The following is a 13425-nucleotide window of genomic DNA, read 5'->3' as shown; positions in this document are numbered from 1 at the left end:
TTTTAGAATGTGGGCATCATAAATAGTACGGGAGGTTTTTATGAATGGATAAGATTTCTTATGGAGTGAAACTTATTAAAGATGGCTATAAACCGTACTATTTTAAGCCCAGCAAAAACATACCGGCGACATTTGATTCTAAGCTTACTCTCATATCAGAAGATGGTGACAAAAAGACTATTGTTTTTAACGGAATGGAAGTAAGCGCTGCTGACAAGGTGTTTATGGACTATTTTACCAGCGAGGAATAAGAAATATTTGGTTTTCATAAACAAAAGTATTGCATATTGTGATGAAACGTGGTATACTTTAATTCGTAGTTAAAAAAGAGATTTAACAACATTTCCCCTTTTTAGGATGGAATTTGGTTTGTTTAAATCTTGTAAATCTTAAAAAGGAGGAAAGTGTTGTGGCTGATAAGACATTAGTATGCAAAGACTGCGGTAAGGAATTCCTCTTTACAGAAGGCGAGCAAGCTTTCTATAAAGAAAAAGGCTTTGAAAATGAGCCTCAGAGATGCCCTGAATGCAGAAAAGCAAGAAAACAGCAGTACAATAACAACAGAGGTTACAGAAGATAACCAGTGTAAAAAACCTTATAGAAAAACCTATAAGGTTTTTTTATGCTTTTATTAACCTTACACCTATTATGAGAAGCACAACACCTATTACTTTGAACCAATTGATAGGAGTTTTTTCTAAACCAAATAGCCCAAAATTGTCGATAAGTATAGCAGCAATCATTTGTGCTGAGACTATAATAGATGCAAAAGTAGCTGCGCCAAGCTTTGGAATCAGTATGATTGACCCTAAAACGATAATAGATCCTAATACGCCACCAAATAAAAGGTATGTTGGTGCTTTAAATAAACTTGCAAATTGTCTTATACTGCCGTCTGATATGCTGATGAGGACTAATATTATAAGTCCAACTAAATTATTTAAGACTGCAGAGTTTTTTGGTAAAGCTATTTTGCCAAGAGCTGAATTCATCGGCGACTGCAGTCCTAAAGCAAGTCCAACAATAATGGCTCCTATATAAAGCATTATCGAATTCATTTGATGCTCCCCTTTCAAATAGTTTACTTATTTAATATACCATATTTTTAAATTGACAAAAATTAAATTAACTTTTAAATATTTTGTTTTTAATAATAATTATTATATAATTAAAATAGAAACCGATTTAGGAGGGAGAAAAATGACCTACATACCAAACGAAAATAGATACGAAAAAATGATATATAGAAGGTGCGGAAGAAGTGGCATAATGCTTCCTGCAATTTCACTTGGGTTATGGCACAACTTTGGCGGTTATGATGTGTTTGAAAATATGAGAGAAATGGTTAAAAAGGCATTTGACCTTGGAATAACACATTTTGATCTTGCAAACAATTACGGGCCGCCTCCAGGATCTGCTGAGGAAAACTTCGGCAAGATTTTAAGGACGGACTTAAAAGGCTACAGAGATGAATTGTTGATTTCCACAAAAGCTGGTTACACCATGTGGCCTGGCCCTTATGGTGACTGGGGCTCAAGGAAATATTTGCTATCAAGCTTGGACCAAAGTTTAAAGAGGATGGGTATAGATTACGTTGATATATTTTATTCACACAGAAGAGATCCAAATACGCCATTAGAAGAAACTATGTCAGCGCTGGCACAAGCTGTGAGGCAAGGAAAGGCTTTATACGCTGGCATTTCAAATTACAATGCTGAAGATACCAAGAAAGCCGCTGAAATCCTAAGGCAGCTTGGAACGCCGCTTTTAATACACCAGCCCAGCTACTCCATGTTTAACAGATGGATAGAAGATGGGCTTACAGATGTCCTTGAGGAAGAAGGCGTCGGAAGTATAGCATTTAGTCCATTGGCACAGGGACTACTTACTGATAAATACTTAAATGGAGTTCCTGACGATTCAAGAGCTGCTAAAAAGAACACTTCATTGAGAGGGAATCTCACAGAGGAGAATATAAATAAGGTAAGAGAACTGAAAAAAATCGCAGATAGAAGAGGGCAGAGCATTGCACAGATGGCTTTGGCTTGGGACTTAAGGAAAGTGACGTCTGTTATAATTGGCGCAAGCCGAGTAAGCCAGATAGAGGAGAATGTAAAGGCGCTTGACAACCTGGAATTCAACCATGAAGAATTGGAAGAAATAGATGAGATATTGTCTAATAAAATATGAGGGGAAAAACCCCTCATATTTTTGCTATTGTGATATTTATCACAGAAAAAGTCGATTTGCAATTGTATAATAATAAACGTACGAAATACTGTATACAATTCGCACATCGGCGAATTGAAATAAATGAAGGAGGAAAATGATATGGGAATGTTTTGTTACCAATGTCAAGAAGCTTCAAAAGGCGTTGGCTGCACATTAAGAGGTGTGTGCGGCAAAACTGATGACACAGCAAGACTTCAGGATTTGCTCATATACACATTAAAGGGGATAGCAATAGTAAATCAAGAAGCCAGAAAACTTGGCTTAAACAGTGAAAGCACAGATTCATTCATCATCGACGGATTATTTTCAACAATAACAAATGTCAATTTTGATAAAAATTATTTTGCAGGAAAGATTAAAGAAGGCTTAAATTTAAGAGAGTCCATAAAAAGCCAATTAAGCGCAAATGGAGTACAGTTAAACGGATTGCATGATGCGGCTACATGGACAAAAGATGAAAGCGAATTTGATGAGAAGGCTTTATCAGTTGGTGTTCTTGCTACTGAAAATGAAGACATAAGATCATTAAGGGAACTTATAACTTACGGCATAAAGGGTATGGCTGCTTACGCATTCCATGCTGCAAACCTTGGCTTTAAAGATCCTAATATATCTGAGTTCATCGAAAAAGCATTAGTTGCTACATTAGATGACAGCTTAGGTGCGAATGACTATGTGTCACTGGCATTAGAGGCTGGTAAATACGGCGTTGATGTGATGGCACTTTTGGACAAAGCAAATACATCCACATATGGCAATCCTGAGATCACAAAGGTAAATATAGGCGTAAGAAACAATCCTGGTATCTTAATTAGCGGACATGACTTAAAAGATTTGGAAGAGCTACTGGAGCAGACAGAAGGAACAGGCGTTGATGTATATACACACGGTGAAATGCTTCCTGCCCACTACTATCCAGCATTTAAGAAGTATTCACACTTTGCAGGCAACTACGGCAATGCATGGTGGCAGCAGGATAAAGAATTTGAAAGCTTTAACGGTCCAATACTCATGACAACAAACTGCTTGACGCCTCCAAAGGATTCTTATAAAGATAGACTTTACACGACAGGCGTCGTTGGATTTGAAGGTGTAAAGCATATTGATGCTGGCCCAGATGGAAAAAAAGACTTTACAGAGATAATAGAGCATGCAAAGAGATGCAAACCGCCAGTTGAAATTGAGAGTGGAGAGATAGTAGGAGGATTTGCTCACAACCAAGTATTGGCTTTGGCTAATCAAGTAGTTGATGCAGTAAAGACTGGAGCTATAAAGAGGTTCTTTGTAATGGCAGGCTGCGACGGCAGGATGAAGTCAAGAGAATACTACACAGAATTTGCAAAAGAACTTCCAAAAGATACGGTCATATTGACGGCAGGATGTGCAAAGTACAGATACAATAAATTAAATCTTGGCGATATAAACGGCATACCGAGAGTGCTTGATGCAGGACAGTGCAATGACTCGTATTCATTGGCAGTGATTGCGCTTAAGCTTAAAGAAGTATTTGGACTTGAAGATATAAATGAGCTTCCAATATCATTTAATATAGCATGGTATGAGCAAAAAGCTGTAATAGTATTACTTGCGCTTCTGTACTTGGGGGTAAAGAATATTCACTTAGGACCGACACTTCCAGCATTCTTATCGCCAAACGTTGCAAAAGTTTTAGTTGAAAACTTCGGCATTGGCGGCATAACAAACGTGGAAGACGACATAAAGATGTTTATGGGGAATTAAATATAGATAAAAAAAGACGGCTTATAAGTTTTAATTAACTTGTAAGCCGTTCTTTTTTATTACTTATGCACCGTATGCTTTTCTGTAGATCTCTGCAATTTCTTTTGTGAGAGGCATTCTTGGATTTGTTCCTGTGCACTGATCGTTGAAGGCGATGTCCGACATTTCTTCGATTTCTTTTTCGAATTGTTCTTTGTTTATGCCAGCGTCTTTTAGAGTCAGCGGAATGTTAAGCTCTTTCATGAGATTCTTTATAGCTTCGATCAAGCTTTCTACGCCTTCTTCAACGGTTGATGCAGGCAGTCCTAAGAATTTGGCGATTTCTGCATATCTTTCTGCTGCCTTTGGATATTCGTACTGTGGGAATGCCACAAATTTTGTAGGCTTTTCTGCATTGTATCTTATTACATATGGCAGAAGTATTGCATTTGCTCTTCCGTGTGGTATGTGGAACTTGCCGCCCAGTATGTGTGCCATGCTGTGGTTTATTCCAAGGAATGCATTTGTAAATGCCATACCAGCCATACAGGAAGCATTGTGCATCTTTTCGCGGGCTTCTTCATCATTGCCGTTTTTATAAGCTCTTGGCAGGTACTCAAATACGATCTTTATGGCCTTTTCTGCCAGCGCATCTGTGTAGTCTGATGCCATCACTGACACGTATGCTTCTATGGCGTGTGTCAACACATCCATACCTGTATCTGCTGTTACAGATGGTGGCACTGTCTTTGTAAGGTCAGGATCTATTATGGCTATATCAGGTGTAAGTTCATAGTCTGCAAGTGGGTACTTGATATTTCTCTTTTTGTCGGTTATTACGGCAAATGCTGTCACTTCTGAGCCTGTACCGCTTGTTGTCGGTATTGCGATGAACAGCGCTTTTTTGCCAAGCTCTGGGAACTTAAATGCTCTCTTTCTTATATCAGCGAATTTAAGCCTCAATGTTTCAAACTCTGTGTCAGGATATTCGTAGAAAAGACACATTCCCTTTGCTGCATCTATTGCAGAACCACCGCCTACAGCGATTATTAAGTCTGGATTGTATGAATTCATTATTTTTACGCCGTTCATGACTGTGTCAACAGATGGATCTGGCTCAACTTCTGAGAATATTTCGTAGTCGATGTTTGCCTTGTCTAATTGATAAGTTACTTTGTCTACGAAGCCAAGTTTAACCATGAATGGATCTGTGACGATAAAGGCCTTTTTCCTTTTGACCTTGCATAAATACTGCAGTGACCCGCTTTCAAAGTAAATCTTTGGTGGAATCTTGAACCATTTCATTCTATCCTTCCTTATCACGACACGCTTAATATTCAAAAGATTGTTGACACTTACATTGTCTGTTGTTGAGTTTCTTCCCATAGAACCGCAGCCTAATGTAAGTGATGGCGTGTTTGTATTATATATATCTCCTATTGCTCCCTGTGATGATGGTGAATTTACGATAAGTCTTCCTGTGCGGACTCGTCTTGCAAATTCATTTATGACGTCTTGGTTTTCAGAGTGTATTACAGCGGAGTGGCCTAAACCTCCAAATTCAGTCATTTCCTCGCACTTTTTGATTCCTTCGTTGTAATCTTTGACAGTGTAGCAAGCAAGAATTGGACTTAGTTTCTCCCTTGATAGAGGATATTTTGGACCTACTCCTTCGTATTCTGCCACTAATATCTTTGTGCCTTCAGGAACTTTGAAGCCTGCCATCTCGGCAATCTTCGTGGCTGGCTGACCTACCACTGCAGGGCTCATAGCACAGCTTTGCTCGTCGATTGCGAATTTTTCAAGCTTCTTGATTTCATCTTTATTTAGGAAGTAGCAGCCGTACTCTTTCATAAGTTTTTTGACTTCATCTGCTATTTCTTCATCTATTATTACAGCCTGCTCTGATGCGCATATTACTCCATTGTCAAATGTCTTGCTTAATATGAGGTCTGATACAGCTCTTTTTATGTTTGCTGATTTCTCAATGTAGCATGGCACGTTGCCAGGACCTACGCCTAATGCTGGCTTTCCTGAGCTGTATGCTGCTTTTACCATTCCTGCACCACCTGTTGCAAGGATTAAAGATACGCCTGGATGTGTCATGAGAAGCTGTGTGGCTTCTATCGATGGCGTTTCTATCCAGCTTATGCATCCTTCAGGTGCACCTGCCTTTAATGCAGCTTCGTACATGACTTTTGCTGCTGCGATGCTGCACTTTATTGCCTTTGGATGGAAGCTGAATATTATGGGGTTTCGCGTCTTTATGGATATTAAGCATTTAAACATCGTAGTAGATGTCGGGTTTGTGACAGGTGTGACACCGGCAATTACGCCTATCGGCTCTGCTACTTCCATGTAGTTTTCTTCTATGTTTTCGTTTATGATTCCTACAGTCTTTTCATTTTTTATGTCGTGGTATACGTACTCTGTGGCAAAGAGATTTTTTATAATCTTATCTTCGTACACACCCATTTTTGTCTCTTCGTATGCCATCTTTGCCAGCTCTACGTGTTTGTCTACACCTGCTAAAGCCATTGCCTTTACGATTGCGTCGATTTGCTCTTGTGTATAAGACATGAATTTTTTTTGAGCCTCTTGTGCTCTTGATACAAGTAAATCTATCTGCTTCTGAACGTCTAATTCCGTTTTTGTCGTTGCCATGATAAACACCTCCGTGTTAATTTATTAACAATAAATCTTTGTGTTTGGGGTGATTGTACTTATTATTCAAGCATTTTAATAGGAAATTTGCCTGAATGGATTGAATCTTGGACCGTATGATGTAAATAATTTTTGTTATTCATTTAACAATCACCTTACACTTATATGATATATTATCACTATTAGTTTGTCAATATAGAAAATTTTTTATAAACGATTAACTAAAAAATTTTACTCAAATTATTTCATTGCTTGTGATTTTTGGGTGTGTTATAATGGACACAAAGGTAAAAGGGGAGGGAAAAAACCTTGACAAATGAAGAGTTCATGACTTTGGTGCTTCAAAGATTTGACTCGATTGACGTAAAACTGGAAAACATGGACGGAAGACTTGTCAGCGTTGAAAAGAGATTGGACGACGTAGACAAAAGACTGGACAATATGGATAAAAGATTAGACAACGTAGAAAAAAGGCTTGATGGTGTTGAAAGTAGGCTTGACAGCGTTGAAAATAGACTTGATGGGATGGATAAGAGGCTTGACAGCGTTGAAAATAGACTTGACGGCATGGATAAGAGGCTTGACAGCGTTGAAAATAGACTTGATGGGATGGATAAGAGGCTTGACAGTGTTGAAAATAAACTTGATGGCATGGATAAGAGGCTTGACAGTGTTGAAAGTAGACTTGACGGCATGGATAAGAGGCTTGATGGCGTTGAAAATAGACTATACAACCTTGAAAGGCAGCAAAGTGATGTTGAGTACATCTTAAAGCATACATTTGAAGAAGTCACAAAGCACACAAGCCAACTTGGCAAGTTTGAATTGAATTTTAAGAGAATAGATAAAAAGTTTGATGTTTTGAATGATCACATACTTGAAAGAGAAGCAGATGTGAAGCTGCTTTTAGATATACACAAGCTTAATGATGTTTAAATGGCGCTATGGGCGCTTTTTTGTTTATCTTTATAAACTTTGAGAGGATGAGCGGCATATGAAGTTTTCTCATGTTTACGTTGAAAAAGATGTTTTAAATTACACTACTACAGAGAAAATATTAAATGCATTGAAAAAAAGTACTGTTGTTGAAATCCAAAGGTATAGCGACTTGTTTTTAAGGCAAAGGCAGAATTATGTCATGCAAAAGAAATATCCAAATATAATACTGGCAAAGAAAAGGTACGATTTTATATACAGAGGTTCTGAGATGTGCGAAAACTTTGGGATTGATGAGTTTTACCATACTTCGAATGTCTTAAACTGCATTTACTCTTGTGATTACTGTTATCTTCAAGGCATGTATCCATCGGCTAATATCGTGTTTTTTGTCAATTTAGAAGACTTTTTTGATGAGGTTGACAAACTTTCTTGTGACAAAAGGATATATTTAAGCATATCATATGAGACAGACTTATTGGCGTTTGAGCCGTTGACAGGCTTTGCGTCTATGTGGATTTCATACGCGATGACTAATGAAAACTTGTTGATGGAGATAAGGACAAAATGTGCTAATGCGGAGTTTTTTGAATCTACAGCGATTCCTAATAATGTAATATTTTCGTGGTCCCTTTTACCTCAGGAAGTGATTTCGATTTATGAGACTTCTACTCCGTCCCTTGACAAAAGGATAATGGCCATAAGAAAGGCTATTGAAAAAGGAGTAAAAGTGAGAATATCGTTAGAACCTATCATGTATGTTGATGGTTTTGAAAAGATATATTCGGATTTTATAGATAAATTGTACGAAGAATTGCCACTTCAAGATATATACGACTTTAATATAGGTGCATTTAGGATGGTAAAGGAGCAGGCTAAAAAAGTGGAAAAGCTTAAAGAAACATCATTTGTATTTTGCTACGATACGAAGGTAAAGGATGGAGTATTTACATATAAAAATGAAAAGTACATGAAAGAATTTGTGTACGATAGATTGGCAAAGCATGTAAGCAAGGATAAATTATTTTTAAAGTAGTTATCTATATCACAGCAATAACTGTATTTTGAGGTAAAATTAAGCTGAGACATCTGTTTAAATAAGAAGATAGACGGCATTACGCATACAGAATTGTCTCAGATAGAACAGGAGCTTATGAACGAAGGACTTTCGGTGAAGGAAATTCAAAGGCTTTGCGATGTTCATGCGGCTGTTTTCAGAGAGTCATTGGAACAAGTAAAGAAACCTGAGACTATACCCGGACATCCGGTTCATACATTTAAGGAAGAAAATAGAGCAATCGAAAAGAACATAAATGAAAATTTAAGACCGGCATTAGAGGATTTTAAACGCAATGGCACACAAGAGAGCATATCAAAGCTTTTGGGAAGTATAAATCTTCTCATGGATATTGATAAACATTATTCAAGAAAAGAAAAGCTTTTGTTCCCATATTTGGAGAAGTACGGAATAACAGGCCCGCCAAGTGTCATGTGGGGTATGGACGATGAGATTAGAGAACTTTTAAAATCCACCATCAGAGATTTAAAAGAATACAATGAGTCTAAAAAAGGTGCAGTTGAAGATAAGCTAAATAAGCTTATCAATAAGATAATAGAGATGATATTCAAAGAGGAGAACATACTTCTTCCAATGGCATTAGATACACTTACGGAAGATGAGTGGGTAAATATTTTAGAAGGGGAAAAGCGACTTATGTCGTAAGACAAGAGCAGCTATTTTCTGCGATCGAAAAAAGCTGCTCTTATTTTTAGCTTAATTTTTTGCCTTCCACCAAAAAGCCGACAGGTACGTCTATGATGGCATTATCGTGCAAAAATTTGATATTAGCGTATTTTTTATTGGGATTTAGAGAATTTATCCATACTGCCTGACCATCGTAGATAACTTCATAATTTGATGGAGAATTGTATATTTCTTCAGCTCTTTTATATTTCATAAAAACAACTCCTTTCCTTATAGATAGTATACATTAGCTTATATAAACATATACTTTTCTCGTGATATTTGATATGTTGACATTTTACTGCAGTGTGAATATAATATATTGTAGATTAAACCAGTTACCATTGGGGGGTATAAACCCGCGACTTATATATAATTGTAAGAGGTGTTGCGTATGTTAAGCTTTATAAAGGATAGGAGTGAATTTGAAGACATAAAAAAATCAGCAGATTTCTTCATGCTGTTGTTTTACTCCAATAAATCTCAAAAAAGTTTAGAGGCGTTAGATAATTTAAAGAAATTCAGCGATAAAAACAAAGATGTAAAAGTCTATGCAGTAAATGCGTCAGAGGTGGGATTGCATACAGAATTTGGCATTACTGCTGTACCTGCTTTAATTGCTTATGGCGATGGGAAAGTACAGCAGATAGTCTACGGTGTACAATCAGAAGATTATTACGAAAAGTTGCTTACTACATCGCCTGTAAAGTCAAGCGATGGATCAAAAAAATATCATAGGGTTATTGTCTACACATCGCCTTCATGCCCGTGGTGCAGTGCCACAAAGTCATACTTGAGGCAAAACAATATACCATTTAGAGAAGTAGATGTGACCAAAAATCCTGGTGCTGCTGAGGAGCTTGTAAGGAGAAGCGGGCAAAGAGGCGTGCCACAGACGGACATAGATGGTACAATAGTAGTGGGATTTGATAAGGCCAGATTAAACACACTATTAGGTATCCAAGGATAAAAAATATTTATAATATAATGGAGAAAGGATGATGTACATGGAAAAGATACAACCAGTAAATGGGAACGCACTTATAAGGCTTGAAGAAGCTGAAGGTGACAAAAAAGTTGGCGGCATAATAATACCAAGAAACGCACAAGAAAAGCTTCATGAAGGAATTGTAGAAGGCCTTGCAGCTGGTGCCACAGACGAGATATCAATAGGCGATAGAGTCATATACAAAGAATTTTCTGGCACGAAGATAAAGCACGGCGATACCGAGTATTTGATAATTCCTGTTGACGATATAATAGCTAAATACGTGGATGTAGATGAAATATAACCGAGAGTAAATCTCGGTTTTTTCTTGGCTTGTTATTTTATTTGTTGATTGACGTTAGCGCTTTATATACTCTTTTAATAAAAGTTTAATGTCTGTATAATGGGGTTAAATCCCTCAGCTTAAGCTGAAACCTTTAGGTCAACGAATAAAAATAAATAATCACTTCTAGTAAAAAATAAACTAGAGGTGATAAATATGCAAAATTATAGAAAGTCGTCACATGCTACATATGATCTAAAATATCATATAGTATGGATAACAAAATATAGAAAACCGGTATTGGTTGGGAAAATAGCTGAAAGGACAAGAGAACTAATAAGAATGGTATGCAAAAATAATGAAGTAGAAATATTATCAGGACATGTATCAAAAGATCATATACATATACTAGTGTCGGCACCACCACATTTGTCAGTAAGTAAGCTAGTGCAATATATAAAAGGATATAGTTCGAGAAAGCTGCTAATGGAGAATAAGGAGCTTAACAAACAATTTTGGGGACAACATTTATGGGCACGAGGATATTTTGCAGCAAGTAGTGGCAATGTAACAGATGAAGTGATAATAGAGTATATACAAAATCAAGACATAGAAGAAAATCAAAAGAATGATAATTTTACTTTAGGCGAGTTTTAAGCTGCTTAAGCGGCATATCCAACCCACCTGCTTTAGCAGGTGGTGGTTGAGTATTTTCCTTATCTTCTTTTTTGACAATTAATTTGATTTTATTAGTGGTGGAATTTAAAGCAATGACTAAAAAATTGTCTGTAAAGCTGTAGCTTTGAATTTTATCCCATGTGTAAAAAGTGCCCCAATGAAATATGCCTTTTTCATTTATTCCGTCTTTTAATATAGAATGAAGAAAGGGGATTAGTCCACATACAAAGATAATTGAGATAAGCATGATGTGCAGAGAGCCTTTAGAGTTGTTGCTTAAATTCGGTATTAAGATACAATACAAGCTGATTGTAAGCAGTAATGTATTATTGCTTGATTTTACTATCCATTTTGCTTTTCCAAAATATTTTTTATCTTTGAAAAGAAAATATGCATCATATATTACAACAAGTATTGCTGTAACTAAGAGAACAGAAAAAATTTTTTCTAAGATGTTATATCTGCTTAATGATCCTATAATTAATCCAAAGGCCATTATTAACACAGCAATAATTATTGTTATAATGTTCTTTCTATGCATTTACAATGACACTCCTTCAGAAAAATTTTAAAATTTTTACTTGATGAGTAAGCTAATAAGCATATATGCTATGAAATAAACTAAGAACATAAAGACGAATTGCTTTAGACTTTTCTTTTTAAAGTCGCTTTTTTCTCTCTTAAATAACAAAAACATTAACAGTGTAAAAATTAGACTAGAAATCAATGCCCTTATAAAAAGTTTAAACATTTTGTTCATCCCTCCATTTGAAAAATTCAACTTTTTATTACAAAAGTACCAGCAATTATATCATGCAAAGCTTGCTTGTATCTTGTCCAGCCAGCCATAGCAAAACCTATGAAAATTATTAAAGTGGATAAAATTTTTGAAAAGTATCTGACTGTTGCTTTTTTGAAAGAAATTTTTTTGCCATCGTAATCTGTAACTTTAATGTTTAAAACTACTTTACCTAATGTTCCCTGAAGATTTGATGATTCCATTAACGAATAGTACAACCAATTACCAACTATGAGTACAATTAAAATAAACATTCCAATAGCCGTATCAGTCTGACTACTACTTTTATCTAAATTTCCTGCCAATTGTAAAATTACTTCAAAGATTAAAAGCAAGATCATTTCAGCTATGACGATGACAATGTAATCTACTAAAAAAGCGATGAACCTTCTCCAAAAACCAGCATATTTCATGAATGTTACCCCCTTAGCGTTAATTAATTTTTTTATTACTTGAATTTGGTTTGTTGGTTAAAAGTTTTGTAAAATTCGTAAGAGAATGTAATGAATATTGCAAATAAAAATATTTTGTCTATAACACCTTTAACGATAAATACCTTGATAATTCCATATGATGCAATTAACAAATATAATAGTCGATCAATTAAAATTCTAATTAATGGATTTTTCATCATCATACCCCCTGTTTTTGCATAATTTAAAAAATAAAAACTTAACTTTATTTTATCAAAGATTTTATATTGATAAAAGTAAAAGAAATAAATTTTTTAATTGTTAGTCAAAAATAAATTTTTCGATATTCAAAATATCTTGGCCATCGAAAGTAAAACAAACAATAAATGGCATAAGATCTTTGATTTTTTCAAATTCAGCATAATCGAATTTTTTATTAAAATAATTTATTATCGTACTTAAAGCAGTTCCATGAGAAGATATCGCAATATTATGATTCACATTTTCTTCAAGTATATTCATAAGTGCTTTTATATTTCTCCTTTGAACATCATTTAAACTTTCTCCCCCAGGCAATTTATAATTAAAATTATGCCATTGTTCTTTTGCAAATTTATCAAAATCTTCTATCCAGGCATTGCCAATCTTTCTTTCTTTAAAATCGTCAATAACATTAATCTTTAAGTTTGCACTTTCTGCAAAATCTTTTATAGTGTCAATGGCTCTTTTATAAGGACTTGAAAATATCTTTGAAATATTTTTATCTGACAAAAATTCTGTAACTTTTTTGCAGTCTTTTTGACCATCTTTAGTGAGTGGACGCATTAAATCATCTTTAATTGAAAAATCTGGTTTACAATGTCTTACAAAATATACTTTTGTCATATGATTTACTTCGTTATTTATAGAATATTATTGCTTTTTTGCACTATACTGATAAAAAATTTGCTTCATGTGGCAATGAAATAT

17 protein-coding genes are annotated in these 13425 nt (G+C 35.5%); 10 read left to right on the top strand and 7 right to left on the bottom strand.

What is annotated here, in order from left to right:
* Positions 1-44 precede the first annotated feature (44 nt).
* On the top strand, positions 45-251 hold the full coding sequence (locus THEXY_RS11705; RefSeq protein ID WP_013789047.1) for a hypothetical protein: 207 nt from the start codon (positions 45-47) through the stop codon (positions 249-251).
* A 158-nt stretch (positions 252-409) separates the two neighbouring features.
* Complete coding sequence (locus tag THEXY_RS11700) at positions 410-580, top strand: zinc-ribbon domain-containing protein (protein ID WP_014757372.1); 171 nt, start codon at positions 410-412, stop codon at positions 578-580.
* 40 nt (positions 581-620) lie between these two features.
* Here THEXY_RS11700 and THEXY_RS11695 read toward each other — a convergent pair whose 3' ends face one another.
* Positions 621-1058 carry a DMT family transporter gene (locus THEXY_RS11695; protein ID WP_013789045.1) on the bottom strand — a complete coding sequence of 146 codons (438 nt, stop codon included), beginning with the start codon at positions 1056-1058 and terminating at the stop codon, positions 621-623.
* 142 nt (positions 1059-1200) lie between these two features.
* On the opposite strand from THEXY_RS11695, the gene mgrA reads away from it, so the two are divergent.
* Together mgrA and hcp are read left to right on the top strand one after the other, a co-directional pair.
* Positions 1201-2190, top strand: coding sequence for an L-glyceraldehyde 3-phosphate reductase (mgrA, locus tag THEXY_RS11690; RefSeq protein ID WP_013789044.1), 990 nt, complete (start codon positions 1201-1203; stop codon positions 2188-2190).
* A gap of 141 nt (positions 2191-2331) precedes the next feature.
* Positions 2332-3972: a hydroxylamine reductase gene (gene hcp, locus THEXY_RS11685; RefSeq protein WP_013789043.1), complete on the top strand. Its 1641-nt coding sequence runs from the start codon at positions 2332-2334 to the stop codon at positions 3970-3972.
* 63 nt (positions 3973-4035) lie between these two features.
* Here hcp and adhE read toward each other — a convergent pair whose 3' ends face one another.
* Complete coding sequence (gene adhE / locus THEXY_RS11680) at positions 4036-6615, bottom strand: bifunctional acetaldehyde-CoA/alcohol dehydrogenase (protein WP_013789042.1); 2580 nt, start codon at positions 6613-6615, stop codon at positions 4036-4038.
* Positions 6616-6924: 309 nt separating this feature from the next.
* Here adhE and THEXY_RS11675 point away from each other — a divergent pair, with 309 nt between their 5' ends.
* From THEXY_RS11675 to THEXY_RS11665, 3 genes are read left to right on the top strand one after another with little or no spacing between them, the layout of a single operon-like run.
* Complete coding sequence (locus tag THEXY_RS11675) at positions 6925-7551, top strand: tropomyosin (RefSeq protein WP_013789041.1); 627 nt, start codon at positions 6925-6927, stop codon at positions 7549-7551.
* Between the two features lie 58 nt (positions 7552-7609).
* Positions 7610-8587 carry an SPL family radical SAM protein gene (locus THEXY_RS11670; protein ID WP_013789040.1) on the top strand — a complete coding sequence of 326 codons (978 nt, stop codon included), beginning with the start codon at positions 7610-7612 and terminating at the stop codon, positions 8585-8587.
* Positions 8588-8638: 51 nt separating this feature from the next.
* Positions 8639-9274 carry a DUF438 domain-containing protein gene (locus THEXY_RS11665; RefSeq protein ID WP_349265824.1) on the top strand — a complete coding sequence of 212 codons (636 nt, stop codon included), beginning with the start codon at positions 8639-8641 and terminating at the stop codon, positions 9272-9274.
* A gap of 46 nt (positions 9275-9320) precedes the next feature.
* Here THEXY_RS11665 and THEXY_RS11660 read toward each other — a convergent pair whose 3' ends face one another.
* On the bottom strand, positions 9321-9509 hold the full coding sequence (locus tag THEXY_RS11660) for an H-type small acid-soluble spore protein (RefSeq protein WP_013789039.1): 189 nt from the start codon (positions 9507-9509) through the stop codon (positions 9321-9323).
* A 180-nt stretch (positions 9510-9689) separates the two neighbouring features.
* On the opposite strand from THEXY_RS11660, the gene THEXY_RS11655 reads away from it, so the two are divergent.
* The 3 genes from THEXY_RS11655 (at position 9690) to tnpA (ending at position 11223) form a co-directional block, all read left to right on the top strand.
* On the top strand, positions 9690-10265 hold the full coding sequence (locus THEXY_RS11655) for a glutaredoxin domain-containing protein (RefSeq protein WP_013789038.1): 576 nt from the start codon (positions 9690-9692) through the stop codon (positions 10263-10265).
* A 37-nt stretch (positions 10266-10302) separates the two neighbouring features.
* Entirely contained in the window at positions 10303-10587 is a 285-nt protein-coding gene (locus THEXY_RS11650; protein ID WP_041592273.1) for a co-chaperone GroES, read from the top strand.
* A gap of 195 nt (positions 10588-10782) precedes the next feature.
* On the top strand, positions 10783-11223 hold the full coding sequence (gene tnpA, locus THEXY_RS11645; protein WP_013786953.1) for an IS200/IS605 family transposase: 441 nt from the start codon (positions 10783-10785) through the stop codon (positions 11221-11223).
* On the opposite strand, the gene THEXY_RS11640 is transcribed toward tnpA, so the two are convergent.
* The 4 genes from THEXY_RS11640 to THEXY_RS11625 all read right to left on the bottom strand — a co-directional run bounded on the left by THEXY_RS11640 (position 11204) and on the right by THEXY_RS11625 (position 13341).
* Complete coding sequence (locus tag THEXY_RS11640; RefSeq protein WP_013789036.1) at positions 11204-11785, bottom strand: DUF5673 domain-containing protein; 582 nt, start codon at positions 11783-11785, stop codon at positions 11204-11206. The two genes, tnpA and THEXY_RS11640, sit on opposite strands and share 20 nt — an antisense overlap.
* A gap of 236 nt (positions 11786-12021) precedes the next feature.
* Entirely contained in the window at positions 12022-12456 is a 435-nt protein-coding gene (locus THEXY_RS11635) for an RDD family protein (protein WP_013789034.1), read from the bottom strand.
* A gap of 35 nt (positions 12457-12491) precedes the next feature.
* On the bottom strand, positions 12492-12674 hold the full coding sequence (locus tag THEXY_RS11630) for a hypothetical protein (protein WP_013789033.1): 183 nt from the start codon (positions 12672-12674) through the stop codon (positions 12492-12494).
* A 103-nt stretch (positions 12675-12777) separates the two neighbouring features.
* Positions 12778-13341 carry a histidine phosphatase family protein gene (locus tag THEXY_RS11625; RefSeq protein ID WP_013789032.1) on the bottom strand — a complete coding sequence of 188 codons (564 nt, stop codon included), beginning with the start codon at positions 13339-13341 and terminating at the stop codon, positions 12778-12780.
* Positions 13342-13425 lie beyond the last annotated feature (84 nt).

It is taken from the genome of Thermoanaerobacterium xylanolyticum LX-11, assembly GCF_000189775.2.
Taxonomy (GTDB): domain Bacteria; phylum Bacillota; class Thermoanaerobacteria; order Thermoanaerobacterales; family Thermoanaerobacteraceae; genus Thermoanaerobacterium; species Thermoanaerobacterium thermosulfurigenes.
Note: the sequence above shows the minus strand (reverse complement) of the source record. Positions and strands in the feature narration are given on the sequence as shown.

Bases quoted from the DNA above. Each gene is read 5' to 3' on its own strand.
- THEXY_RS11705 (WP_013789047.1), top strand. From the start codon at position 45: ATGGATAAGATTTCTTATGGAGTGAAACTTATTAAAGATGGCTATAAA.
- THEXY_RS11695 (WP_013789045.1), bottom strand. From the start codon at position 1,058: ATGAATTCGATAATGCTTTATATAGGAGCCATTATTGTTGGACTTGCT.
- mgrA (WP_013789044.1), top strand. From the start codon at position 1,201: ATGACCTACATACCAAACGAAAATAGATACGAAAAAATGATATATAGA.
- hcp (WP_013789043.1), top strand. From the start codon at position 2,332: ATGGGAATGTTTTGTTACCAATGTCAAGAAGCTTCAAAAGGCGTTGGC.
- adhE (WP_013789042.1), bottom strand. From the start codon at position 6,615: ATGGCAACGACAAAAACGGAATTAGACGTTCAGAAGCAGATAGATTTA.
- THEXY_RS11670 (WP_013789040.1), top strand. From the start codon at position 7,610: ATGAAGTTTTCTCATGTTTACGTTGAAAAAGATGTTTTAAATTACACT.
- THEXY_RS11660 (WP_013789039.1), bottom strand. From the start codon at position 9,509: ATGAAATATAAAAGAGCTGAAGAAATATACAATTCTCCATCAAATTAT.
- THEXY_RS11655 (WP_013789038.1), top strand. From the start codon at position 9,690: ATGTTAAGCTTTATAAAGGATAGGAGTGAATTTGAAGACATAAAAAAA.
- THEXY_RS11650 (WP_041592273.1), top strand. From the start codon at position 10,303: ATGGAAAAGATACAACCAGTAAATGGGAACGCACTTATAAGGCTTGAA.
- tnpA (WP_013786953.1), top strand. From the start codon at position 10,783: ATGCAAAATTATAGAAAGTCGTCACATGCTACATATGATCTAAAATAT.
- THEXY_RS11640 (WP_013789036.1), bottom strand. From the start codon at position 11,785: ATGCATAGAAAGAACATTATAACAATAATTATTGCTGTGTTAATAATG.
- THEXY_RS11635 (WP_013789034.1), bottom strand. From the start codon at position 12,456: ATGAAATATGCTGGTTTTTGGAGAAGGTTCATCGCTTTTTTAGTAGAT.
- THEXY_RS11630 (WP_013789033.1), bottom strand. From the start codon at position 12,674: ATGAAAAATCCATTAATTAGAATTTTAATTGATCGACTATTATATTTG.
- THEXY_RS11625 (WP_013789032.1), bottom strand. From the start codon at position 13,341: ATGACAAAAGTATATTTTGTAAGACATTGTAAACCAGATTTTTCAATT.